This is a genomic window from Mesorhizobium sp. B2-5-3, assembly GCF_006441005.1.
Classification (GTDB): Bacteria; Pseudomonadota; Alphaproteobacteria; order Rhizobiales; family Rhizobiaceae; genus Mesorhizobium.
Genome location: NZ_VFUS01000001.1, coordinates 220,489 through 244,238, shown reverse-complemented (window position 1 = coordinate 244,238; position 23,750 = coordinate 220,489). Strand labels below are relative to the sequence as shown.

Below are 23,750 nucleotides of genomic sequence, written 5' to 3'. Positions count from 1 at the left end.
AGCTACGATCCTGCCCTGGAGGAGGCATGGCAGGCAACCAGAGCGCCGACGGCTGACCGTTAGCATCGCATCGTCGGGCGCAAGGAGGTGTCCGATGGCACAACGTCTTATGTCCATGCTGCTATGCGCCGCGGCGGCGCTATCGATAGGGCCGGCGAATGCAGCCGGGCAATGTGCGGCACGCGCCGACATCGTCAAGGCGCTCGGCGAGAATTTCCACGAAAGCGAGGCCGGGCGTGGCCTGATCAATCCCAACGTGGTGCTTGAGGTATTCGTTTCCGAACAGGGCAGTTGGACCGTCCTCGCCTCCGACACCAAGGGCCAGAGTTGCATCCTGTCCGTGGGCGAGGGCTGGGACAGCCCGACGATCAAGGCGGCCTTGCCAGGAGCCTGAGGCGCATCGCGTCTAAGCGGTTCAGGCGACGCGTAGGCTTGGGCATGCACTGTCCTGAACCGGGGTCGGTGTCTGGCGGTATGCTTCAACGTGTGGCGGCCGCCTCGGCATGGGCGCGCAGCAATGCCATCAGCCGCTTGGCATCCTTCGCGGCGGCTTCCTCGTCACCGTGGACAATCGAGCGGATCAGCGCGACGTGATGCTCGGCCGATTCCGCCAGGCCGGTATCGGCCTTGTAGCGGAACCAGAAGCGGCGGCTGTGGGTCTGCAGCGGGGCAGCCAGCCTGGCCGCGAACGGGTTGTCGGCAGCCCGCGCCAGCGCCTCGTCCAGCGTCTTGTCGGCCTGGATGAAGGCAAGCACGTTGCCGGAGATGACAGCCTTCTGCATGGCAAGCGCGGCATCGTGGAAGAGGTCGGCTGCGTCGCGGGTGACGAAGCGCGCCGCGGAGCGGGCCAGCACCACCTCGACGCCGCGGCGCGCGTCGAGGACGCGCAGCCAGTCGCCGGGGTGCAGCGGCGCGATGGCGATGCCTGCGCGCGGCCGCACGTCGAGCAGTCCTTCCCAGGCCAGCCTCTGGATCGCCTCGCGCACCGGCGTACGGCCGAGCGCCAGCTTCTCGATCAGGCCGCCTTCAGTGACGAAACTCGCCGGCGCCAGTTCGAGCGTGACAATCATATGCTCGAGCATGCGGTAGGCCTTGGTCGCAGCTGGCTCGAACGCAGCGCTCCTCTGCATGGATATCAAAGGCGGTCTCCTGATATATTTTGCATATATCATAGGAGAATCCGTGTTGACAGCGGCTTTCTTAATAGATATACGGCTGATATATCAGAGGAGCGATGACCATGTGGACCGGAGTTTTCCCAGCCGTCACGACTAAATTCACCACGGACGACCGCCTCGACCATGCCGAGATGGAGCGCTGCTTCGGCTTGCAGATGGAGGCCGGCTGCGACGGCATCATCGTCTGCGGATCGCTCGGCGAAGGGCCGATGCTGTCCCATGACGAAAAGATTGAAGTGCTGAAAACCGCGCAGAAGGTGGCTGGCAAGAAACCGGTGCTGCTGACGGTGAACGAGGCCGGGACACGCGAGGCCGCCAGCATCGCCCGCCGCGCCGCCAAGGAAGGCGCCAACGGCCTGATGGTGGTGCCCAGCCCGATCTACCATACCAATGCGGAAGAGACGGTGGCGGCGCTGCGCGCCGTCGCGGAGGCCGGCGACTTGCCGGTCATGATCTATTCCAACCGGCTCGCCTACCGCGTGGATGTCACCGTCGACCAGATGGAGGAGCTGGCGTCGGACGAGCGCTTCGTCGCCATCAAGGAATCCTCCGACGACATCAGGCGCTCGACCGAGATCATCAATCGCCTGGGCAGCCGCTACGACCTGTTTACCGGCGTCGACAATCTCGCTTTCGAGGCGCTGTCGGTGGGCGCCATCGGCTGGGTGGCCGGTCTCGTCACCGCCTTCCCGCGCGAGACGGTGGCGATCTACCAGCTGATGCAGCGGGGCCGCCGCGAAGAGGCGCTCGCCATCTATCGCTGGTTCCGGCCGCTGCTTGATCTCGACGTCTCGACCTATCTGGTGCAGAACATCAAGCTTGCCGAGGTGTTCGCCATTCAAACCAACGACCGCGTCCGCATGCCGCGCCAGCCGCTGTCGGGCGAGCGCCGCAAGGCGGTCGAGAAGATCGTCAAGGACGCACTGGCGGTGCGGCCGACACTACCGGCGTTCTGAGGCTTTCTTCCGAGAGGCGGCGCCCAGGTGACAGGAAGTTCCAAATCGATGGAAGCGCGGCGGCGCCCCGCCCTGCGGGCGTCTTCTCCCCGTGAACAGGGAGAAGAAATAGATATCGCCATCGTCGGCGGCGGCATCATCGGCATCTGCGCGGCGGCGTTTCTTGCCGAGGCGGGGCGAAACGTCACGGTCTACGACCGCACCGGCATCTGCGAGGAGACGAGCTCCGGCAATGCCGCCGCCTTCGCCTTTTCCGACGTGCTGCCACTGGCGCACAAGGGCATGCTCCGGCAATTGCCGAAATGGCTGGCCGATCCGCTCGGCCCACTCGCCATCCCGCCCGCCTACCTGCCGAAGCTGCTGCCCTGGCTGATCCGCTTCTGGCGTGCCGGCTCGGCGAAGCACTACGAGGCTGGCCTGGTGGCGCAGGCCGCAATGATGGCGCTCGCCGAGGCCGAATGGATGGGCCTGCTCGACCGCTCCGGCACGAGGCGGATGCTGCGCGAGGATGGCTCGCTCGAACTCTACGAAAGCGAGGCCGAATTCCAGGCCTCGCTGTCCGGCTGGGCGGCGCGCCAGCGCTTCGGCATCGGCTTCCGCCATGTCGGCGGCGAGGAGCTGGCGGAGCTGCAGCCCGGCCTGTCGCCGCGCTTCGGCAAAGGCACGTTCGTGCCGGGCTGGAAGACAATCGCCGATCCAAAACTGCTCGGCAAGGCGATCTGGGACTATGCGCAATCCAAGGGCGCGCGGTTCGGGAAGGCCCGCATCGCCGGCGTCGCCGCGGACGGGAACGGCGCGACGTTGACCCTGGCCGACGGCACGACGCGGCAAGCCCGGCACCTGGTCGTCACCGCCGGCGCTTGGTCGCATCTGCTGGCGCGGCAGCTCGGCGACCGCATTCCGCTCGAAACCGAGCGCGGCTACAACACGACGTTGCCAAAGGCCGCCTTCGACGTGAAGCGGATGCTGATCTTCTCCGGCCAAGGCTTCGTGATCACGCCGCTCGACACGGGCCTGCGCATCGGCGGCGCGGTTGAGCTCGGCGGCATCGAGCGGCCGCCCAACTACGCGCGCTCGAAGGCGCTGCTGCGCAAGGCGCAAGACTTCCTGCCGGGCCTCGATCCTTCGGGCGGACGCGAATGGATGGGGTTTCGTCCCTCGCTGCCGGATTCATTGCCTGTCGTCGGCCGCGCATCGGGAAGCCGGCCGGTGGTCTACGCTTTCGGCCACGGCCATCTTGGCCTGACCCAGGCTGCTGCGACGGGACGGTTGATCCGCGAGCTTGTCCTGGGGCAGACTCCGCCGATCGACGTGGCCCCCTTCAGTCCACAACGGTTTTGATTTTTCGAGGAGCGTCATGGCCAGGAAATCCTTCTTCTGCATCGACGGCCACACCTGCGGCAACCCGGTGCGACTGGTCGCCGGCGGCGGCCCGCTGCTCCAGGGTTCGACGATGATGGAGCGGCGCGCGCATTTCCTGGCCGAATATGACTGGATCCGCACCGGCCTGATGTTCGAGCCGCGCGGCCACGATGTCATGTCCGGCTCGATCCTCTACCCGCCGACGCGCGAGGATTGCGACATCGCCATCCTGTTCATCGAGACCTCGGGCTGCCTGCCAATGTGCGGCCACGGCACCATCGGCACGGTGACGATGGCCATCGAGCACGGGCTGATCAAGCCGAAGACGCCCGGCGTGCTCAGGCTCGACACACCGGCCGGCCTGGTCATCGCCGAATACAAACAGGTCGGCGAATATGTCGAGGAGGTGCGCATCACCAACGTGCCCTCCTTCCTCCATGCCGAGGGGTTGACGGTCGAATGCCCCGTGCTCGGCGAGATCGTCGTCGACGTCGCCTATGGCGGCAATTTCTACGCCATCGTCGAGCCGCAGAAAAACTATCGCGACATGGCAGACCATTCGGCGGGCGACCTCATCGCCTGGAGCCCGGTGGTGCGGCAGCGGCTCAACGAGAAATACTCTTTCGTGCATCCGGAGAATCCGGGCATCAACCGGCTGTCGCACATGCTGTGGACCGGCGAGCCGACGGTGGCGGGTGCGGACGCGCGCAACGCGGTCTTCTACGGCGACAAGGCGATCGACCGCTCACCGTGCGGCACGGGCACCTCGGCGCGCATGGCGCAGCTCCATGCCAAGGGCAAGCTCAAGGCCGGCGATGCGTTCGTCCATGAATCGATCATCGGCTCGCTGTTCAAGGGCAAGGTTGAAAACGACGTCACGGTCGCAGGCAAGCCGGCGATCATTCCCTCGATCGGCGGCTGGGCGCGCATGACCGGGCTCAACACGATCTTCATCGATGACCGCGATCCGTTCGCGCACGGCTTCGTCGTCAAATAGGCGATTCATCACGCTGCGGAAGGTCGGGAAGGACAAAAAGGATTGCTGTCACGAGCGCAACAAATCGTCTCATCAACTTATTTTGACGGCGATTTCTTCGAAATAGAGCGCATGATGACGCTTAATCGTCAAAGACATTGCGTTATGCCAATGATAGGGTCCGCGATAGTCCAGGGGCGGATGCGAAAAAACGGGCAATCGAACGGCGTGCAGTCGGAAACACGCATGACGATCAAAAAATGACGTTGCAATCCCGTCTCGAAACTTTACGACTAGGGGAAATACGAAAAGGAATGCGTCTGCATGGGCGACATTCCAGGGGAGCCATGTACACATGCAGTATTTTGTCCAGCAGCTTATCAATGGGCTGACGCTGGGATCGATCTATGGGCTGATCGCGATCGGCTACACGATGGTCTACGGCATTATCGGCATGATCAACTTTGCTCATGGCGATATCTTCATGGTGGGCGCTTTCACGGCGCTGATCGTTTTCCTCATCCTGGGTGCCCTGTTCTATTCGGTTCCCGTGGTCATCGCGCTGTTGGTGATGATGATCGTGGCGATGCTGCTGACCAGCCTCTACAACTGGACGATCGAGAAGGTGGCCTACCGGCCGCTGCGCGGCTCGTTCCGGCTGGCGCCGCTGATCACCGCCATCGGCATGTCGATCGCGCTGTCCAATTTCGTGCAGGTGACGCAAGGCCCGCGCAACAAGCCGATCCCGCCGATGGTGTCGAAGGTCTACAACATCGAAGGCATCAGCGTGTCGCTGAAGCAGATCATCATCGTCGTCGTCACCGCGTTGCTCTTGGTGTTGTTCTGGTACCTGGTCAACAAGACCTCGCTTGGCCGGGCGCAGCGCGCCTGCGAGCAGGACCGCAAGATGGCGGCGCTGCTCGGCATCGATGTCGACCGCACCATCTCGATCACCTTCATCATGGGCGCGGCACTTGCCGCCGTCGCCGGCACGCTGTTCCTGATGTATTACGGCGTCATCGCCTTCTCGGACGGCTTCGTGCCCGGCGTGAAGGCATTCACCGCAGCGGTGCTGGGCGGCATCGGTTCGTTGCCGGGCGCGGTGCTGGGCGGTCTTTTGATCGGCTTCATCGAGAGCATGTGGTCGGCCTATTTCTCGATCGACTACAAGGATGTCGCCGCCTTCTCGATCCTGGCCATCGTGCTGATCTTCCTGCCTTCCGGCATTCTCGGCCGGCCAGAAGTCGAAAAGGTCTGAGATCATGGCCGTCACCGTATCTCCCGAGCGCGACACCGTCGCAGCCACGCCCATGCAGCGCGCCTTGCGCGAGGCCTTCTATGCCGGTGCCATCGCGCTCGGCCTGTTCGTGCTGTTCATCGGGCTCAAGACCGACCAGAACATCTCAAACGAGCTGATCCTGGTGCAGCGCTGGGGGTTGCTCGCCGCAGTGGTCATCGCCACGGCCGTCGGACGCTTCCTCTATGTCGCCTACGGCCAGCCCTTTTTGGCCAACCAGAAGATCGCCGACGTCGCCACCGGCTTGCTGCCGGCCAGCGTGGCGTCGCGCTTCTTCCTCTTTCCAGCCTTCATCGTGGCCGTCATCGTCGCGGCGCTGCTGTTCGTCTTCAGCAGGTCTCTCGCCGGCTGGGTAGGGGCGGAGCCGGCCGGCTATCTGCAATTCCTGCGCGCCCTTGCGGTCATCTACGCGCTGGCCTGCGTGATCTACTATTTCCGCGGCTTCATCCATGCCAACTTCACAAAACTCGGCATCGCCGCACTGGTGCTCTATCCGATCATTGTCGTGGGCATGCTGTCGCTGATGTCGTGGTCGCTCGTCGGCGGGCTGCAAGGGTCGCTGAAATGGGTCGATAATTTCGGCATCCAGATCCTGATCTATGTCATGCTGGCCTGGGGGCTGAACATCGTCGTCGGTCTGGCCGGCCTGCTCGACCTCGGCTATGTCGCCTTCTATGCCGTCGGCGCCTATGCCTATGCGCTGCTCGGCACGCATTACGGCCTCTCCTTCTGGATCCTCCTGCCGGCCGCAGGCGCCATGGCCGCCTTCTGGGGCGTGCTGCTCGGCTTTCCGGTGCTGCGCCTGCGCGGCGACTACCTGGCCATCGTGACGCTTGCCTTCGGCGAGATCATCCGGCTGGTGATCATCAACTGGCGCGAGGTGACCAATGGCTCGGCCGGCATTTCCGGCATCCCGAAGGTCACCTTCTTCGGCCTGATGAGCTTCAACGTCTCGGATCCGAACTACATCGGCAAGGTGCTGAACATCGCCACATCGAGCGCCTATTACAAGATCTTCCTCTATTACCTCATCCTGGGGCTGGCGCTGCTCACCGCCTTCGTCACGGTCAGGCTGAGGCGCATGCCGGTCGGCCGCGCCTGGGAAGCCTTACGCGAGGACGAGATCGCCTGCCGCTCACTCGGCATCAACACCACGACCACCAAGCTGACCGCCTTTGCCACCGGCGCCATGTTCGGCGGTTTTGCCGGCTCGTTCTTCGCCGCCCGGCAAGGCTTCGTCAGCCCCGAATCCTTCGTCTTCCTGGAATCGGCCATCATCCTGGCCATCGTCGTGCTTGGCGGCATGGGATCACTGGTCGGCATTGCCGTCGCGGCTCTGGTCATGATCGGCGGCACCGAGGTGCTGCGCGAACTCGACTTCCTCAAGCAGGTCTTCGGACCCGACTTCACGCCGGAACTCTACCGTATGCTGCTGTTCGGCATGGCCATGGTGATCGTCATGCTGTGGAAGCCGCGCGGCTTTGTCGGCAGCCGTGAGCCGACCGCCTTCCTCAAGGTGCGAAGGGCTGTCTCAAGTTCCTTCACCAAGGAGGGTCACGGCTGATGAACGCGAACCCCTCCATGAACGACGCCATCCTGAACGTCGAACACCTGTCGATGAAGTTCGGCGGCCTGGTCGCGATCGGCGACCTGTCCTTCACCGCCAGGCGCGGCGAGATCACCGCGCTGATCGGGCCCAACGGCGCCGGCAAGACCACCGTGTTCAACTGCATCACCGGCTTCTACAAGCCGTCGGAAGGCATGATCACTCTCACCCGGCAGGACGGCTCGATCTACCTGCTCGAACGGCTGCCCAACCATGAGATCCCGGCGCGCGCCAAGGTGGCGCGCACCTTCCAGAACATCCGCCTGTTCTCGGGCATGACGGTGCTCGAGAACCTGCTCGTTGCCCAGCACAACAAGCTGATGAAGGCTTCGGGCTATACGGTGCTCGGCCTGTTCGGCTTCAGCGGTTACCGCAAGGCCTCGGCCGAATCCGTCGAACTTGCCAAGCACTGGCTTGAGAAAGCCGATCTGGTCGACCGCGCCGACGATCCGGCCGGCGACCTGCCCTATGGCGCGCAGCGGCGCCTCGAGATCGCGCGCGCCATGTGCACCGGCCCGGAGCTTTTGTGCCTCGACGAGCCCGCCGCCGGTCTCAATCCAAAGGAATCGGCCGCGCTCAACGACCTGCTGATGGACATCAAGAACAACACCGGCACCTCGATCCTGCTGATCGAGCACGACATGTCGGTGGTCATGCAGATCTCCGATCACGTCGTGGTGCTGGAATACGGCCGCAAGATCTCCGACGGCAATCCGCAGTCGGTGCGCACCGATCCGCGCGTCATCGCGGCCTATCTCGGCGTCGACGATGAGGAGGTCGAGACCGTGCTGACCGAAGTCGGCGACGAGGACGTCATCGAGCAACTCGATACCGGTCCCGATGCCGCGCATGGTCCGGGAACATCGTCGTCCTATCTCGCCGGCCCGGTGAGCGACACGGTCGGCCACAGCGAAGGCGAGCGCATCACGGTGTCGAAGGGCGCCTCGAAGGCGGCGCAGGTCGATGCGCGGGCGGCGAGCGTTGCGGCCAAGGCTGTCGCGCCAGCACCTGCTTCGCGGACCAAGCCGGTGGCGAAGCCGGCCACCAAGGCGAGCGTCAAGACAGGGGCCAAGACGCCGGCCGCGAAGGCCGCGGGCATCTCGAACCGCCTGGCGGCGCCCCGCGGCGGCAAGGCCGACAATCTCACCCGCATCAAGGGGATCGGCGCGGTCAACGAGAAGAAGCTCAACGAACACGGCATCTTCCACTTCGACCAGATCGGCGCTTGGAAGAAGGCCGATGTCGAGGCCGTCGAAGCGTATCTCGCCTTTGACGGACGCATCGCCCGCGAAGAATGGGTCAAGCAGGCCAGGCTGCTTAGCCAGGGCAAGGACACGGAATTCTCGCGCCGCGTCGACGCCGGCAAGGTGGCGACGAGCCATGCTTCCGGTAAGCAGGCAGCAAAGCCCGCGACAGGAGCGGGCAAGCCCGTTCGGGCCAAGCGCGGAGGGGGCAAGTGATGGCCGGGAAGACGCTGCTCGATATCAAGGGCGTGCAGACCTATTACGGCAACATCCGTGCGCTGAACGGCGTCGACGTCACCGTCAACGAGGGCGAGATCGTGGCGCTGATCGGCGCCAACGGCGCCGGCAAATCGACGCTGATGATGACCATTTTTGGAGCGCCGCGCGCCCGCGCGGGCACCATCACCTTCGCCGGCGCCGACATCACCCAATTGCCAACGCACGAGATCGCGCGCTTGCGCATTGCCCAGTCGCCGGAAGGCCGGCGCATCTTCCCGCGCATGACGGTGATGGAAAATCTGCAGATGGGCGCCAGCCTCGACAACCTCAAGCACTATGACGAGGACGTCGAGAAGGTGTTCGCGCTGTTCCCGCGCCTGAAGGAGCGCATCGCCCAGCGCGGCGGCACGCTGTCGGGCGGCGAGCAGCAGATGCTGTCGATCGGGCGCGCGCTGATGGCGCGGCCGAAGCTGCTTCTGCTCGACGAGCCGTCGCTCGGTCTTGCGCCGCTGATCGTCAAACAGATCTTCGATGCCATTCGCGAGCTGAACCGCACGCAGGGGCTGACCGTGTTCCTGGTTGAGCAGAACGCCTTCGGCGCGCTGAAGCTGGCGACGCGCGGCTATGTCATGGTCAACGGCAATGTGACCATGAGCGGCACCGGCAAGGAACTGCTCGCCAATCCGGAAGTGCGCGCCGCCTATCTCGAAGGCGGCCATCACTGAGTTCAGGAGTCCTTACCATGCAAGGCATTCTCTACGAGGAACCGTCCATCTGGCAGTTCTTCTTCGTCACCTGCCTGCTCGGCGGCTGGGCGGCATGGATGACCGGCAAGGCCAGTGCCCAGACCTGGCGCAGCTTCGTCCAGCTGTTCGCCTATCTGCTGGGTCTCGGCATCGGCATCCGCTTCATCCATCACGCGCTGTTCAACGGCACGATGTTCTCGCTGCATTACTATGTCGTCGACACCATCGTACTGATGATCCTCGGCTTCGTCGGCTATCAATACACACGAACCAACCAGATGGTGACACAGTATAATTGGCTCTACGAAAGAGCTTCAATCTTGAGCTGGAAACCGAAAGGTTGACGTTCATCATTAACGCCGTTTCGGGGATGAATCGGCGTGACAAGTGCCTGAAAATCGGCAAACTATGCTTTCTGCGATAAGGGTGGGCATCGCATGAAAGCTTCATCCACGCCCACTCCGTTAATGGGAGCGTTTAAATGAAAAAATCACTTTTGTCCGCCGTCGCCCTGACCGCGCTGATCGCGTTCAGCGGCAATGCGTGGGCTGATCTAATGGTCGGCGTTGCTGGCCCGATCACGGGTCCGAATGCCGCCTTCGGCGCACAGTTGCAGAAGGGCGCGGAGCAGGCGGTCGCCGACATCAATGCGGCGGGCGGCATCAACGGCGAGCAGATCAAGCTCGAAGTCGGCGACGACGTCTCCGATCCGAAGCAAGGCATCTCGGTCGCCAACAAGTTCGTCGGCGACGGCGTCAAGTTCGTGGTCGGCCACTTCAACTCGGGCGTCTCCATTCCGGCGTCGGAAGTCTACGCGGAAAACGGCATCGTCGAGATCACGCCTGCCGCGACCAACCCCCAGTTCACCGAGCGCGGCCTGTGGAACGTGTTCCGCACCTGCGGACGCGATGACCAGCAGGGCGGCATCGCCGGCGGTTATCTGGCGGCTAATTTCAAGGACGCCAAGATCGCCGTCGTGCACGACAAGACCACCTACGGCCAGGGCCTTGCCGACGAGACCAAGAAGGCTATGAACGCCAAGGGCGTGAAGGAAGTCATGTATGAAGGCGTCAATGTCGGCGACAAGGACTTCTCGGCGCTGATCGCCAAGATGAAGGAAGCCGGCGTCTCCATCATCTACTGGGGCGGCCTGCACACTGAAGCCGGCCTGATCATCCGCCAGGCGGCCGACCAGGGCCTCAAGGCGACGCTGGTTTCCGGCGACGGCATCGTGTCGAACGAACTGGCTTCGATCGCTGGCGACGCGGTCGCGGGCACACTCAACACGTTCGGCCCGGACCCTCGCCTGATCCCGGCCAACAAGGAACTGGTCGAGAAGTTCCGCGCGCAGGGCTTCGAGCCGGAGGCCTATACGCTCTACGCCTACGCAGCCATGCAGGCGATCGCCGAGGCAGCCACCTCTGCCAAGTCCAACGACCCGCAGGAAGTTGCCAAGGCGCTGCATGAGAAGGGTCCGTTCAAGACCGTGCTCGGCGACCTCTCCTACGACGCCAAGGGTGACCCGACGCTGCCCGGCTACGTCATGTACGAGTGGAAGAAGGGCGACGACGGCAAGTACACCTACGTCCAGAAGATGTAAGCCTGTCCGCATTGACTTCACGGAATGCCCGGCGCCTCGCGCCGGGCATTTTCTTTACGGAAGCAGCGATCGCGCGTTTATTGGCGGGCGAGAATTCTCGTTTTGAGGTCAGCGGAGGCTTTCCGCTGATGTTCAGCCGTTTGGGGCCACGCTCAAGGCGGAGAATCCATTTTAAATCGGTTTAAACGCGCGTCAAATTTTGTTTGCACTGCAGCATTTTCACGCTAATCATGGCGCCGCTTGCTCTTCCCTTCCGCTGCTGGAGCCCAGTCCTTGGCCATCACGAAGATCCTCGTCGCCAACCGGTCCGAAATCGCCATCCGCGTGTTTCGCGCGGCCAATGAACTCGGCCTCAAAACGGTGGCGATCTGGGCCGAGGAGGACAAATATTCGCTGCATCGCTTCAAGGCCGACGAGAGTTACCAGGTCGGGCGCGGGCCGCACCTCAACAAGGATATGGGGCCGATCGAAAGCTATCTCTCGATCGAGGAGGTGATCCGCGTCGCCAGGCTGTCGGGCGCCGATGCGATCCACCCCGGCTATGGACTGCTTTCGGAAAGCCCCGAATTCGCCGAGGCCTGTGCCGAAGCCGGGATCACCTTCATCGGGCCCAAGCCGGAGACGATGCGCCGGCTTGGCAACAAGGTCGCGGCGCGCAATCTGGCCATCGAGGTCGGCGTGCCTGTCATTCCTGCCACCGATCCGTTGCCGGACGACATGGAGGCGGTCAAGAAACTTGCCGCGGAGATCGGCTATCCCCTGATGCTGAAGGCTTCGTGGGGCGGCGGCGGCCGCGGCATGCGCGCCATCCGTGCCGAGGCCGATCTCGCCCGCGAGGTCACCGAGGGCAAGCGCGAGGCGAAAGCCGCCTTCGGCAAGGACGAGGTCTATCTCGAAAAGCTGATCGAGCGCGCCCGCCATGTCGAAGTGCAGATCCTGGGCGATACCAGTGGCAATGCGGTGCATCTGTTCGAGCGCGACTGCTCGATCCAGCGCCGCAACCAGAAGGTCGTCGAGCGGGCGCCCGCGCCCTATCTCAACGAGGAGCTGCGCCAGGAGCTGTGCGGCCATGCGCTGAAGATCGCGCGCGAAACCAGCTATATCGGCGCCGGCACGGTCGAGTTCCTGCAGGACGCCGACACCGGCAAGTTCTATTTCATCGAGGTCAATCCGCGCATCCAGGTCGAGCACACCGTCACCGAACAGGTGACCGGCATCGACATCGTCAAGGCGCAGATCCACATTCTCGACGGCTTCGCCATCGGCACGCCGGAATCGGGCGTTCCGGCACAAAAGGACATCAGGCTGAACGGCCACGCGCTGCAGTGCCGCATCACCACCGAGGATCCCGAGCACAATTTCATCCCGGACTATGGCCGCATCACCGCCTATCGCGGCGCCACCGGCTTCGGCATCCGCCTCGATGGCGGCACCGCCTATTCGGGCGCGGTCATTACCCGCTTCTATGACCCGTTGCTGGAAAAGGTGACCGCATGGGCGCCGACGCCGGCCGAGACCATCGCACGCATGAACCGGGCGCTGCGCGAATTCCGCATCCGCGGCGTGGCCACAAACCTGACTTTCCTCGAAGCGATCATCAATCACCCGAACTTCGCCGACAATTCCTACACGACCAAGTTCATCGACACGACGCCGGAGCTGTTCGAGCAGGTCAAGCGCCAGGACCGCGCCACGAAGCTGCTCAACTATCTTGCCGACGTCAGCGTCAACGGCCATCCCGAGACGCGCGGCCGGCCGCAGCCGAAAGCCGATGCCGCCGCACCCGTGGTGCCCTACCTCAACGGCAATGTGCCCGGCGGCAGCAAGCAGAAGCTTGACGTGCTCGGTCCGGAAAAATTCGCCGCCTGGATGCGCACGCAAAAAGAGGTGCTGGTCACCGACACGACGATGCGCGACGGCCATCAATCCCTGCTGGCGACGCGTGTGCGCACGCACGACATCGCCGGCATAGCGGGCACCTATGCGCGTGCCCTGCCGCAGTTGCTTTCGCTTGAATGCTGGGGCGGCGCCACTTTCGACGTCGCCATGCGCTTTCTCACCGAGGATCCCTGGGAGCGGCTCTCGCTGGTACGCGAGGCGGCGCCCAACCTCCTGCTGCAGATGCTTCTGCGGGGCGCCAACGGCGTCGGCTACACCAACTATCCCGACAATGTCGTGCAGCATTTCGTCAAACAGGCGGCATCAGGCGGCATCGACCTGTTCCGGGTGTTCGACTGCCTGAACTGGGTCGAGAACATGCGCGTCGCCATGGACGCGGTCGGCGCCGAGGGCAAGCTGATCGAGGCCGCGATCTGCTACACCGGCGATATTCTCGATCCCACACGGGCGAAGTACGACCTGAAATATTATGTCGGGCTGGCGAAAGAGCTCGAGGCGGCCGGCGCCCATATCATAGCGGTCAAGGACATGGCCGGGCTGTTGAAGCCGAGCGCCGCGCGCGTGCTGTTCAAGGCGCTGCGCGAAGCGACAGACCTGCCCATCCATTTCCACACACACGATACATCGGGGCTCTCAGCGGCAACGGTTCTGGCGGCGGTAGAGAGCGGCGTCGACGCCATTGACGCGGCGATGGATGCGTTCTCCGGCAACACCTCGCAGCCCTGCCTCGGCTCTATCGTCGAGGCGCTGAAGGGCACCGAGCGCGATCCCGGGCTCGACCCGCAATGGATCCGGAGGATCTCCTTCTATTGGGAAGCGGTGCGCAACCAGTATGCCGCCTTCGAAAGCGACCTCAAGGGGCCGGCGTCCGAAGTTTACCTGCACGAGATGCCGGGCGGACAGTTCACGAACCTCAAGGAACAGGCGCGTTCGCTTGGGCTGGAGACGCGCTGGCACGAGGTGGCGCAGACCTATCACGACGTCAATCTGATGTTCGGCGACATCGTCAAGGTGACCCCGTCGTCCAAGGTGGTCGGCGACATGGCGCTGATGATGGTCAGCCAGGATCTCACCGTCGCCGACGTCGAGAACCCGGCGAGGGACATCGCCTTCCCGGACTCGGTCGTCTCGATGCTGCGCGGCGATCTCGGCCAGTCGCCTGGCGGCTGGCCGCAGGCGCTGCAGAAGAAAGTGCTGAAGGGCGACAGGCCGATCACGGCGCGGCCGGGCTCGCTGCTGAAGCCGGCAGACCTCAAGGCCAGCCGCAAGGAGATCGAACGGAAGCTCGAGCGCAAGCTCAGCGAATACGAGTTCGCTTCCTGGCTGATGTATCCGAAGGTCTTCTCGGACTTCGCGGCCGCGCAGGAAACCTACGGTCCCGTCAGCGTGCTGCCGACGCCGACCTATTTCTACGGCATGAAGCCCGAAGACGAGGTGTTCGTGGACATCGAGAAGGGCAAGACGCTGGTCGTGCGCTGCCAAGCGATCGGCGACGTGGACGACAAGGGCATGGTCACCGTGTTCTTCGAACTCAACGGCCAGCCGCGCCGCGTCAAGGTGCCCGACCGGGCGCATGGCGCGTCCGCCGCCAAGGCAAGGCGCAAGGCCGAACCCGGCAACGAGGCGCATGTCGGAGCGCCGATGCCGGGCGTCGTCTCGGCGCTCGCGGTGGCCGCCGGCCAGGCCGTCAAGGCCGGCGACGTGCTGCTCTCCATCGAAGCGATGAAGATGGAAACGGCGCTGCATGCCGAGCGTGACGGCACGGTCGCCGAGGTGCTGGTCAAGGCCGGCGACCAGATCGATGCCAAGGACCTGCTGATCGCCTTCAATTGAGAGCTCGCAAGAGAGAGGCACAGACTGTCGGCTTCTGTCGGCAGCCCTGACGGCCTGTTCGATAACCGCTTGACCCGCGGTCCCTGGTCGGGCATCGAACCGCAGAAATTTGCGGCGGCACGGTTCCCCCGAGTCGCGGCGAAGCACCGATTTTTTTGGAGAAAAACATGGCCGACGATATCACAGAGACCAGCCAGACTGTTGCCGCCGGCCAGTTGCGTGCCTTCATCGAGCGCATCGAGCGGCTCGAGGAGGAAAAGAAGACCATTTCCGACGACATCAAGGAAGTGTTCGCCGAGGCCAAGGGCACCGGCTTCGACACCAAGGCGATGCGCGCGATCATCCGGCTGCGCAAGAAGGACCAGGCCGAGCGCCAGGAGGAGGAGTCCATCCTGGACCTCTACAAGGCCGCCCTCGGCATGGTGTAAGGCGAGGCATCTCGTGACGTCCGGGGTCGGCGATGAGTGAGTTCGACTTCGGCGGCCGAAGGGCCTCGGAGTTCCGCCAACGCGGCTTCTGGACGCTGTTTGCCGAGCGTCACCCGGAAGAAAGAACCCGGCTGGCGAGGCGAGGGCCCTGGTTCTGGCAGCGCGGGCTGCCGGAATTTGCGCTGGTGCTCTCCATGTATGTGGCGCCGAGCGAGAATGTGGTCGGCGTCTTCTTCGGCCGTAACGAGAAGCTTGGCGCAACCGACGTCTGGGTGCGCCTCAAGCCGTTTCAGCCGGCGATCGAGGAACGGCTGAAGCTCAGGCCGGAGCAGAGCGCACAAAACCTCGGCATCAATTCACAGTGGCGGGTCAACTGCTTTGCCGAGGACAATTGGCCGGCCATGACGGACTGGCTGGTGACCGAATGCTCGCGGTTCGAGTGCGCTGTCACCGAAGTTCTGGGACAGGGATAGGCCGCCGATGCTCGCGGATTTCTTCCGCTCGCGTTGGGATGGCCAGGTGCGGCTCGACCGGCTGTTCTGGCGCGATATGGTGCTCGTCGGCACGGCGATCAACATTGCATCGTCCGTGGCGGCGCTCATTCTGCTGGGGGTGAAGACGCCGCTCGGTCTTGTGCTGGCGGTGCATTTCGCGCCGGTGCCCTACAACATCTTCCTGACCTCGGCCGTCTGGCGGACGGCGGAGCGAACCGGGGGCGCCAAGGCCTCCCTTGCTATGCTGGGTTCGGCGCTCTGGCTGATCGCAACAGTCGTCGTCTGACAATGCTGCACGAAAAAGGCGGCCGAGGCCGCCCTTCGCAGAAAACATTGGCGAGGCCTCGCTCAGGCCGGCTCGAATCTCAGCGCCACGCCGTTGATGCAGTAGCGCAGCCCGGTCGGCGGCGGGCCGTCCTCGAAGACGTGGCCGAGATGGCTGCCGCAGCGAGCGCAATGGCATTCCGTGCGGACCATGCCGTAGCTGCGGTCGGTCGTGGTCTCGATGGAACCGGGAACGGGGTCGTTGAAGCTCGGCCAGCCGGTGCCGCTCTCGAACTTCAGCTTGGATTCGAACAGCGGCTGGTCGCAGCCGACGCAAAAGAAGGTGCCGGCGCGCTTTTCGTGAAGCAGCGCACAGCTGCCCGGGCGTTCGGTGCCATGGTTGCGCATGACGGCATATTGCTCAGGCGTCAGCCGGGCGCGCCATTCGGCGTCGGTGCGGGTGACGGGATAGGCGTGGGTGTCCATGCAGAAAACTCCTCGGCCTTGACGGCTCATTGTTGATCGCAATGTCTATTCGCAACAAGATAGGCGTTTGTTACGAGATTTGCCCGCATTTTCGAGCGTGCCTTCTGCAATCCTCATGCGATCGCCGTGAGATAGCGCGCAACGGAGGCCGCCAGCGCCTGTTTCGCGCCACCGATAATGTTCTGGTTCCACCACGCGCCGTAGATTTCATCGAATGTGAAGGGCTCCAGCGCGGCCGCGATGCGGCGCACGGCGGCCGCATTGAGCGGGATGTAGTTGGGATAGCTGTACATGAAGCTGACGTGGCGGCGGGTCGGCGTCACCTGCAAGATATCGCCGGCCAGGAGAGCATTGCCGCCTTCGCGCTTCCAGTGCAGCACCTGGCCGCCGGCAAAGTGGCCGCCGCAGCGGATGAGCGTCAACGCCGGGTTCAGGTCCAGTGTCTCGCCTTGCCAGCTGACGATCGACGGGTGTGGCCGCATGATCCAGTGCCGGTCGTCGTCATGGAGATAGATCGGCACGCCGCCAAACGCCTCGCTCCATTCGACCATCACCGAATAGTAGTGGCAGTGCGAGATGGCGATCCCGGCAAGGCCGCCGCGGCGATTGATCTCGGCCACCGCCTCGTCGGTCACCATCGAGATGCAGTCCCACAGAACGTTGCCGTGCGGCGTCTGCGTCAGCAGCGCCCGCTGACCGATGGCGAAGCGCGGCTCGATGCCGAAGGCGAGAACGCCGGCATCGCCCTTCATCACAAGCCGATGCCCGGCCGCGAGCTCTTCCGGTGTGGTCCAGGCCTGGCCTTCCCAGCGCACATATTGCCGCTCGTCCTCGCAGATCGGACAGTGCTGTGGGGGCGCTTCGCTCTGCGCGAACTGGACACCGCATTGCAGGCAGAGGAAACAGGTCATGGAACCTCCCGTCATTTTCCCGGCTCAATGCTTGCGCGACAATTGCTTGGTGGCGCTTTCCAGTCCGGCGAGCGTCAGCGGAAACATGCGGCCGCCGAACATGTCGCGGATCATAGCGATCGAATGGGTGAACCCCCAGTTCTTCTGGCTCTCGGGGTTCAGCCATACCGCGTTCGGCCACTGCCGCAGCAGACGGCCGAGCCAGACGGCGCCCGCCTCCGGGTTCCAGTGCTCGACCGAGCCACCGGGATGCGCGATCTCGTAAGGGCTCATCGAGGCATCGCCGACCACGATCACCTTGTAGTCAGGCCCATATTTGTGGAGGAGATCGAAGGTCGGGATCGTCTCGGCATGGCGGCGGCGATTGTCCTTCCACACGCCCTCGTAGAGGCAGTTGTGGAAATAAAAATATTCGAGCTGGCGGAATTCGGCGCGGGCGGCCGAGAACAATTCCTCGACGCTTCTGATGTGGTCGTCCATCGAGCCGCCGACATCGAAGAACATCAAAAGCTTCACCGCGTTGCGCCGCTCTGGCCGCGTCTTGACGTCGAGATAACCGTGCTCGGCGGTGGCGTGGATGGTGCCGGGCAGGTCGAACTCCTCCTCGGCGCCTTCACGCACCCAGCGGCGCAGCCGCTTCAGCGCGATCTTGATGTTGCGGGTGCCGAGCTCGACGGCGTCGTCGAAATTCCCGAACTCGCGCCTGTCCCAGACCTTCACGGCCCGGCGGTTGCGGCTCTCATGCTGGCCGATGCGCACGCCTTCGGGATTGTAGCCATAAGCGCCGAAAGGCGAGGTGCCGCCAGTGCCGATCCATTTCGAGCCGCCTTGGTGGCGGCCTTTCTGTTCCTCGAGCCGCTGCTTCAGCGTCTCCATCAGCTTCTCGAAACCGCCGAGCGCCGCGACCAGCTTTTTCTCCTCCTCGGTCAGGTGCTTTTCGGCCAGCCGGCGCAGCCATTCCTCGGGGATATCAGCGACGTTGACGGCATTCGGACCGCTGAGCGCCTCCACACCCTTGAAGATATGCGCGAACACCTGGTCGAAGCGGTCGATATGGCGTTCGTCCTTCACCAGCGCTGCGCGAGCGAGGTAGTAAAAACCTTCGACGTCGTAGTCGACCAGCCCGGCTTCCAACCCCTCCAGCAGCAACAGGTATTCCCTGAGTGAAACGGGAACGCGCGCTGCCTTCAGTTCGAGGAAGAAGGGGATGAACATTTTCTATCTATATTCTATCTATAGAAGATCATATTCGATGAAGCCGGTGCGGCGCGCGACATGGTCATAGAGCTTGCGCGCCGTGGCGTTGGTTTCGTGCGTCATCCAGTAGACATTCCTGACGCCGATCTTGCCGGCTTCCTGCTTCACGGCTTCGATCAGCGCAGCGCCAATCCCCTTGCCGCGCACTTCGGGGTCGGCGAACAGATCCTGCAAGTAGCAGTTGTTCTTCTCGGACCAGCAAGAGCGATGGTACAGGTAGTGGGTGAGGCCGACAGCCTTGCCGTCGAGGAGGGCGATGAAGCCCTTCGGTTCGAACTCGCCTTGCGTGAACAGGCGCTTCCAGGTGACCTCGTAGACCTCTTGCGGCAGCTTCGTCTCGTAGAAAGCAAGGTAAGCGGTCCAAAGCCGGCGCCAGTCGGCGTGGTCGGATTCTGTGAGCGGGCGGATAGTGATCTCGGCCATTTCGTTCCCTCTGAAGTCTGGAACCCAATCCATACCAACAGAATCGGGATCAGGAACACCCTTGCCTATCCCGCCGGCGAATTATACTCGCGAAAAGCGGTCGCGAGCATGTGCAGCGCCTCTCGTGCCCTTGGCGCCAAGCCGTGCGAATGCAAAACGATCTCGGAAGGGGGAATTGGCGGCAGGCCGAGTTTGCGGCCCACCTCGACCAGGCCGGGCGGCGCGACACGGTAGGCGAGCGCAGCGACGGCGAAGCCGGCCGACACCGCGATATTGACGGCTGCGCCGCCGCCGCCCACGAAAGCCTCGTTCCAGGCAATGCCTGCCTTATCCAGCGTCTCGACAGCTCTCACGCGGTCAGGGCAATTGCATACGGTGCTTAGCAGCGCCAAGCGCAATGGCGTTCCCGGCCGCCATTCGAAGGCCGGGGCGGCGAACCAGCCATAATGGGTGCGCGACAAGGCTTCGCCGCGGCGGCTGTCGTCTTCCTGATGGACAATCACCGCATCGAGCTCACCGCGATCGAAAGCCTCCTCCAGCATGGAGCTCGTATCGATCCTGATGTTGAGCGCGAGCGACGGATCATGGGCATGCAACTGGGCTATCAATATGGACAGCTCGGGCCCGGCGACGTGATCGACAAAGCCGAGAGCAAGCCGACACGGCGCGTCGGAAAATTCCGTGACGGCTCGTTCGTGGGAGGCAAGGAATTCACGCGCCGCCGGGAGAAAAGCCGCTCCCCTTGCCGAGAGGGCCACGCGGCGCGGCGTTCGTTCGATCAGACGCGCGCCGAGCTTCTCTTCCAGCCGACGCAGCTTAACGCTGATCGTCGCCTGGGTGCTGCCCAGCGCGGCAGCCGCACGCGTGAAGCTCTGCAGGTCGGCCACCATGACGAAGGTCCGCACGGCATCGACGTCAAGACTGGTCATCTCTAATCATTCCATTTTGTCATTTCTGAAATAGAAACGCATAGTCTTTTTTCATGATGGGGGGTCATTTAAGTCATGTCGACCGCTGTGTGAAGAGCGACGCTCGCAGCCACTTCCGAATGCTCCGACTGAAAGTGACCGACATGACGTTTCCAATCGACCGAAACACCGTTGCTCTTGCGGGGGTCTGCCTCGCCTCGCTGCTGTTCGGCCTCGAAATCTCCAGCGTCCCGGTGATCCTGCCGAAACTGGAAACCGTGCTTGGCGCTGATTTCAAGGATCTGCAATGGATCATGAATGCCTACACCATTGCCTGCACCACGGTGTTGATGGCGACGGGGACATTGGCCGACCGTCTCGGCCGCAAACGCGTGATGGTGGGCACCACCGTCGCCTTTGGCCTCGCCTCCCTGCTATGCGGTCTCGCAACGAGCGCTCCGCTGCTGATCATCGCCCGGTTTCTTCAGGGCCTGGCGGGCGGAGCGATGTTTACCTGCAGCGTGGCGGTGTTGTCCCACCAGTTTCAAGACGGCAGTGAACGCGGCAAGGCCTTCGTCGCCTGGAGCGTCGTCTCGGGCATCGGCCTTGGCTTCGGCCCCGCCATTGGCGGATTGATTGTGACGCTGTCGAGTTGGCAATGGGTGTTCCTCATCCATGTGCCGCTTGGCGTTCTTGCCTTGGCTTTCATCGGCGCCGGTGTCACCGAATCGCGCGATCGCAACGCGCAGAAGCTTGACCGGGCCGGCATACTGACACTGTCGTTCGCGGTGTTCGGCTTCTCCTATCTGATCACGCAAGGGGCCGATCTGGGCGCTGGCGCGCGCATCGGCGTGGCAAGCGCGGCCGTGCTGGCCTTCGTCGCGTTCCTCGTAGCCGAGAAGATCAATCCCTATCCGATGTTCGATTTCTCCGTTTTCCGCATCCGCCAATTCTCGGGAGCGATCATGGGCGGCATCGGCATGAATTTCAGCTACTGGCCGTTCATCATCTATCTGCCGATCTATTTTTCGGGGGTCCTCGGTTACGACAGCACCACGACCGGGCTGTTGCTGCTCGTCTACACGCTCCCTTTCATGCTGATGCCGTCGATCGCCGAGCGCCTGCGGGCACGCTATCAGGCGCGGGTGGCGATCCCGCTCGGCTTGTTGACATTGGGGGTCGGTTTCATCGCCATGTGGATAGGTTCCGGGCTCGAGGGCAACTGGCTGACCATGCTGCCCGGCACGCTGATCGCCGGCATCGGCATCGGCCTGACCAATTCGCCGACCACCAACACCACGACCGGCTCGGTGTCACCCGATCGTGCCGGCATGGCGTCCGGCATCGATATCAGTGCGCGGCTGATCACCCTTGCCATCAACATCGCGGTGCTGGGACTGCTGCTGACGCAAGGGATCGTTTCTTATCTGCGCAACGCATTCGGCACGGCTATCGACCCGAACGAACTGCGCGCCCTGGCGGAGAAGATCGCAGCCGGCAATCTCGACGGCCTGGCGCAATACTCGCCCAAGCTTGCGACCCTCGACCCGACGGGCGCCATCGTTCATGCCTCCCTGGTCAACGGTTTTGGCTGGGTCATGCTCTATAGCGGGATCGGCGTTCTGGCTCTTGCCGTCATCAGCTTTGCTATCTTCGGTCCAAAACATGTCGCGCCGCAGCAGCGAAGCGGGCGTCCTGCGCAGGGTGCTGGCAAGGTGCGCTCCTAGCAATGCCTTGCGGCTCGGCCTCAGGACGCCGAGCCGCTCGTCACCCTTGCCGTCTCGCCATGAAGGCCAGCCGTTCGAACAGATGCACGTCCTGCTCGTTCTTCAGCAGTGCGCCATGCAGCTTGGGCAGCGCGTTCTTCGGGTCGGCGCGCAGATCCTCGGGCGCGATGTCGTCGGCGACCAGCAGCCTTATCCAGTCGAGCGCCTCGGAGGTCGACGGCTTCTTCTTCAGTCCCGGCACGTCGCGGATTTCGTAGAACTGAGTGAGCGCCGCCCGCACCAGATTCTGCTTGATGCCGGGATAATGCACATCGACGATCCTGTGCAGCGTCTCGACGTCGGGAAAGCGGATGTAGTGGAAAAAGCAGCGACGCAGGAAGGCGTCGGGCAGTTCCTTCTCGTTGTTGGAGGTGATGATGACGATCGGCCTCACCGCGGCGCGGATCGTCTCGCCGGTCTCGTAGACGAAGAACTCCATCCGGTCGAGTTCCTGCAAGAGGTCGTTGGGAAATTCGATATCGGCCTTGTCGATCTCGTCGATCAGAAGCACAACCTTCTTGCCGGCGGCGAAGGCTTCCCACAATTTGCCGCGCTTGATGTAGTTCTTGATATCGTTGAACCTGGTATCGCCAAGTTGGCTGTCGCGCAGCCGCGACACTGCATCGTACTCGTAGAGGCCTTGCTGCGCCCGCGTCGTCGATTTGACGTGCCATTCCATGAGTTCCAGCCCGAGTGCCGCCGCCACTTGCCTGGCAAGCTCCGTCTTGCCGGTGCCGGGCTCACCTTTGACCAGCAAGGGCCGTTCCAGCGCGATCGCCGCGTTGACCGCCACCATCAGATCCTTGTCGGCGACGTAGGCCGCCGTGCCTTCGAAACGCATTTTTGCTCCTTGGTTCAGTACGGACGACCGTAAGGAGACGGCTTGGCCCATGCAAGGGTGGGTTGGCGGCGGCGAAGTGTGAAGCCGGCAGGGCAAGAGCGCCAACTCTCTGGCGCCAAGTCTCTGGCGCTTGGGAGGGCATCGGCCTATATTGGGGCTGACGGTCTGCGCTTCCCGGCAGGAGACACTTTTCCCCGGGGCCTTAACGATCCTTAGGGAGCTGTCCCTGGGAAGACCCGTGGGTTTTCTCACACGGCGCCCACCTACTTTGTAGGCACCCGGGATCGACTTCTCCACCGGTTGTGTGGATCGTCACTTATTCGCCACATCCACGTATTTCGTGGATCATGCGATGGAAAACGTCGCTCCCAAAACGTCCATTCAGGTCTGGCTTTTTCTAGCGTCTGCGCATGGCATCCTCAAAAGACCTGAAAAAACAGCTGCGCAAGGAAGCACTTGGCCGCCGCGACGCGCTCGATGAATTCTGGCGGGTGGAAGTCGCGCTCGATATGGCCGAAACCGCGCGCGACCAGCTTGCCATCGAGCCAGGCCAAATCGTGTCCGGCTTCTGGCCAATGCGCTCGGAAGTCGATGTCCGGCCGCTGATGTTCGCCTTGCGCGAAAAGGGCGCACGGCTCTGCCTTCCGGCGATCCTCGACAAGACGACCATCGTCTTTCGCGAATTGGTACGCGGCGCGCCGATGATCGATATGGGATTTGGCACCGTCGGGCCGCATGAGGAGGCCGAAGTTCTTGACCCCTCCGTCATGCTGGTGCCGCTCGCCGGCTTCGACGCGCGCGGCCACCGCATCGGTTACGGCGCGGGCTATTATGACCGTGCGATCGCCAAGCTTGTCGACAAGGGGCATGCGCCCCGGCTGATCGGCATTGCTTTCGACTGCCAGGAAGTGACGATGGTTCCCAATGAGGACCATGACGTCATCATCCCGGAAATACTCACCGAGAGCGGGTTGCGCCGGTTCGAGCCAGAATTGTAGATAGTTCTTTGGGACGCATGATCTTTGCCGAAAGTCATGCCACTTTTCCGGATCAGGC

At 63.2% G+C, this 23,750-nt stretch carries 23 protein-coding genes and 1 other RNA gene; 17 read left to right on the top strand and 7 right to left on the bottom strand.

Annotated elements, in window-relative coordinates; genetic code table 11:
- The first annotated feature begins 94 nt into the window (after positions 1 to 94).
- Positions 95 to 394: a hypothetical protein gene (locus FJ867_RS01285; protein WP_140517526.1), complete on the top strand. Its 300-nt coding sequence runs from the start codon at positions 95 to 97 to the stop codon at positions 392 to 394.
- A gap of 85 nt (positions 395 to 479) precedes the next feature.
- On the opposite strand, the gene FJ867_RS01280 is transcribed toward FJ867_RS01285, so the two are convergent.
- Complete coding sequence (locus FJ867_RS01280; RefSeq protein WP_224655912.1) at positions 480 to 1,130, bottom strand: GntR family transcriptional regulator; 651 nt, start codon at positions 1,128 to 1,130, stop codon at positions 480 to 482.
- Positions 1,131 to 1,240: 110 nt separating this feature from the next.
- Here FJ867_RS01280 and FJ867_RS01275 point away from each other — a divergent pair, with 110 nt between their 5' ends.
- The 13 genes from FJ867_RS01275 (at position 1,241) to FJ867_RS01215 (ending at position 16,124) form a co-directional block, all read left to right on the top strand.
- Positions 1,241 to 2,134: a dihydrodipicolinate synthase family protein gene (locus FJ867_RS01275; RefSeq protein WP_140517527.1), complete on the top strand. Its 894-nt coding sequence runs from the start codon at positions 1,241 to 1,243 to the stop codon at positions 2,132 to 2,134.
- A gap of 27 nt (positions 2,135 to 2,161) precedes the next feature.
- Entirely contained in the window at positions 2,162 to 3,475 is a 1,314-nt protein-coding gene (locus tag FJ867_RS01270; RefSeq protein WP_246675014.1) for an FAD-binding oxidoreductase, read from the top strand.
- Between the two features lie 16 nt (positions 3,476 to 3,491).
- Entirely contained in the window at positions 3,492 to 4,493 is a 1,002-nt protein-coding gene (locus FJ867_RS01265; RefSeq protein ID WP_140816302.1) for a 4-hydroxyproline epimerase, read from the top strand.
- 334 nt (positions 4,494 to 4,827) lie between these two features.
- Positions 4,828 to 5,730, top strand: coding sequence for a branched-chain amino acid ABC transporter permease LivH (locus FJ867_RS01260; RefSeq protein ID WP_140493067.1), 903 nt, complete (start codon positions 4,828 to 4,830; stop codon positions 5,728 to 5,730).
- Between the two features lie 4 nt (positions 5,731 to 5,734).
- The gene (gene livM, locus FJ867_RS01255; RefSeq protein ID WP_140493070.1) at positions 5,735 to 7,333 is read left to right on the top strand and encodes a high-affinity branched-chain amino acid ABC transporter permease LivM; all 1,599 of its coding nucleotides are present in this window, start codon (positions 5,735 to 5,737) and stop codon (positions 7,331 to 7,333) included.
- Positions 7,333 to 8,835 carry an ATP-binding cassette domain-containing protein gene (locus tag FJ867_RS01250; protein WP_140580111.1) on the top strand — a complete coding sequence of 501 codons (1,503 nt, stop codon included), beginning with the start codon at positions 7,333 to 7,335 and terminating at the stop codon, positions 8,833 to 8,835. Before livM ends, FJ867_RS01250 begins: the two co-directional genes overlap by 1 nt.
- Positions 8,835 to 9,563, top strand: a complete 729-nt coding sequence (locus tag FJ867_RS01245) for an ABC transporter ATP-binding protein (protein ID WP_140493077.1) — start codon at positions 8,835 to 8,837, stop codon at positions 9,561 to 9,563. The genes FJ867_RS01250 and FJ867_RS01245 overlap by 1 nt, the downstream gene beginning before the upstream one ends.
- A gap of 17 nt (positions 9,564 to 9,580) precedes the next feature.
- Positions 9,581 to 9,928, top strand: coding sequence for a DUF6867 family protein (locus FJ867_RS01240; protein WP_140493080.1), 348 nt, complete (start codon positions 9,581 to 9,583; stop codon positions 9,926 to 9,928).
- A 137-nt stretch (positions 9,929 to 10,065) separates the two neighbouring features.
- Entirely contained in the window at positions 10,066 to 11,184 is a 1,119-nt protein-coding gene (locus FJ867_RS01235; protein ID WP_140493083.1) for a branched-chain amino acid ABC transporter substrate-binding protein, read from the top strand.
- A 273-nt stretch (positions 11,185 to 11,457) separates the two neighbouring features.
- Positions 11,458 to 14,916, top strand: a complete 3,459-nt coding sequence (pyc, locus tag FJ867_RS01230; RefSeq protein WP_140816300.1) for a pyruvate carboxylase — start codon at positions 11,458 to 11,460, stop codon at positions 14,914 to 14,916.
- Positions 14,917 to 15,083: 167 nt separating this feature from the next.
- Positions 15,084 to 15,344: a DUF2312 domain-containing protein gene (locus tag FJ867_RS01225; protein WP_140493089.1), complete on the top strand. Its 261-nt coding sequence runs from the start codon at positions 15,084 to 15,086 to the stop codon at positions 15,342 to 15,344.
- 32 nt (positions 15,345 to 15,376) lie between these two features.
- Entirely contained in the window at positions 15,377 to 15,817 is a 441-nt protein-coding gene (locus tag FJ867_RS01220; protein ID WP_140517533.1) for a hypothetical protein, read from the top strand.
- A gap of 7 nt (positions 15,818 to 15,824) precedes the next feature.
- The gene (locus tag FJ867_RS01215) at positions 15,825 to 16,124 is read left to right on the top strand and encodes a hypothetical protein (protein WP_140517534.1); all 300 of its coding nucleotides are present in this window, start codon (positions 15,825 to 15,827) and stop codon (positions 16,122 to 16,124) included.
- A gap of 62 nt (positions 16,125 to 16,186) precedes the next feature.
- Here the strand turns inward: FJ867_RS01215 and msrB are convergent, their stop codons facing one another.
- From msrB to FJ867_RS01190, 5 genes are all read right to left on the bottom strand, one after another.
- Positions 16,187 to 16,588 carry a peptide-methionine (R)-S-oxide reductase MsrB gene (gene msrB, locus FJ867_RS01210; protein ID WP_140649967.1) on the bottom strand — a complete coding sequence of 134 codons (402 nt, stop codon included), beginning with the start codon at positions 16,586 to 16,588 and terminating at the stop codon, positions 16,187 to 16,189.
- 113 nt (positions 16,589 to 16,701) lie between these two features.
- Positions 16,702 to 17,499: an MBL fold metallo-hydrolase gene (locus tag FJ867_RS01205; RefSeq protein WP_140816298.1), complete on the bottom strand. Its 798-nt coding sequence runs from the start codon at positions 17,497 to 17,499 to the stop codon at positions 16,702 to 16,704.
- 24 nt (positions 17,500 to 17,523) lie between these two features.
- Complete coding sequence (locus FJ867_RS01200) at positions 17,524 to 18,714, bottom strand: VWA domain-containing protein (protein WP_140493104.1); 1,191 nt, start codon at positions 18,712 to 18,714, stop codon at positions 17,524 to 17,526.
- 18 nt (positions 18,715 to 18,732) lie between these two features.
- Positions 18,733 to 19,179 (bottom strand): GNAT family N-acetyltransferase, encoded by a 447-nt coding sequence (locus tag FJ867_RS01195; protein ID WP_140493107.1) that lies wholly within the window; start codon positions 19,177 to 19,179, stop codon positions 18,733 to 18,735.
- A gap of 65 nt (positions 19,180 to 19,244) precedes the next feature.
- A complete protein-coding gene (locus FJ867_RS01190; RefSeq protein WP_140560783.1) occupies positions 19,245 to 20,108 on the bottom strand; it encodes a LysR family transcriptional regulator in 864 nt (287 codons plus the stop codon).
- Between the two features lie 143 nt (positions 20,109 to 20,251).
- On the opposite strand from FJ867_RS01190, the gene FJ867_RS01185 reads away from it, so the two are divergent.
- Positions 20,252 to 21,814 carry an MFS transporter gene (locus FJ867_RS01185; protein WP_246671771.1) on the top strand — a complete coding sequence of 521 codons (1,563 nt, stop codon included), beginning with the start codon at positions 20,252 to 20,254 and terminating at the stop codon, positions 21,812 to 21,814.
- Between the two features lie 40 nt (positions 21,815 to 21,854).
- Here the strand turns inward: FJ867_RS01185 and FJ867_RS01180 are convergent, their stop codons facing one another.
- Positions 21,855 to 22,694, bottom strand: coding sequence for a MoxR family ATPase (locus FJ867_RS01180; RefSeq protein WP_140517539.1), 840 nt, complete (start codon positions 22,692 to 22,694; stop codon positions 21,855 to 21,857).
- A 159-nt stretch (positions 22,695 to 22,853) separates the two neighbouring features.
- Here FJ867_RS01180 and ssrS point away from each other — a divergent pair.
- A non-coding RNA gene (gene ssrS / locus FJ867_RS01175) (6S RNA) lies at positions 22,854 to 23,009 on the top strand.
- Between the two features lie 95 nt (positions 23,010 to 23,104).
- Positions 23,105 to 23,692 (top strand): 5-formyltetrahydrofolate cyclo-ligase, encoded by a 588-nt coding sequence (locus tag FJ867_RS01170; RefSeq protein ID WP_140517540.1) that lies wholly within the window; start codon positions 23,105 to 23,107, stop codon positions 23,690 to 23,692.
- The last annotated feature ends 58 nt before the right edge of the window (positions 23,693 to 23,750 follow it).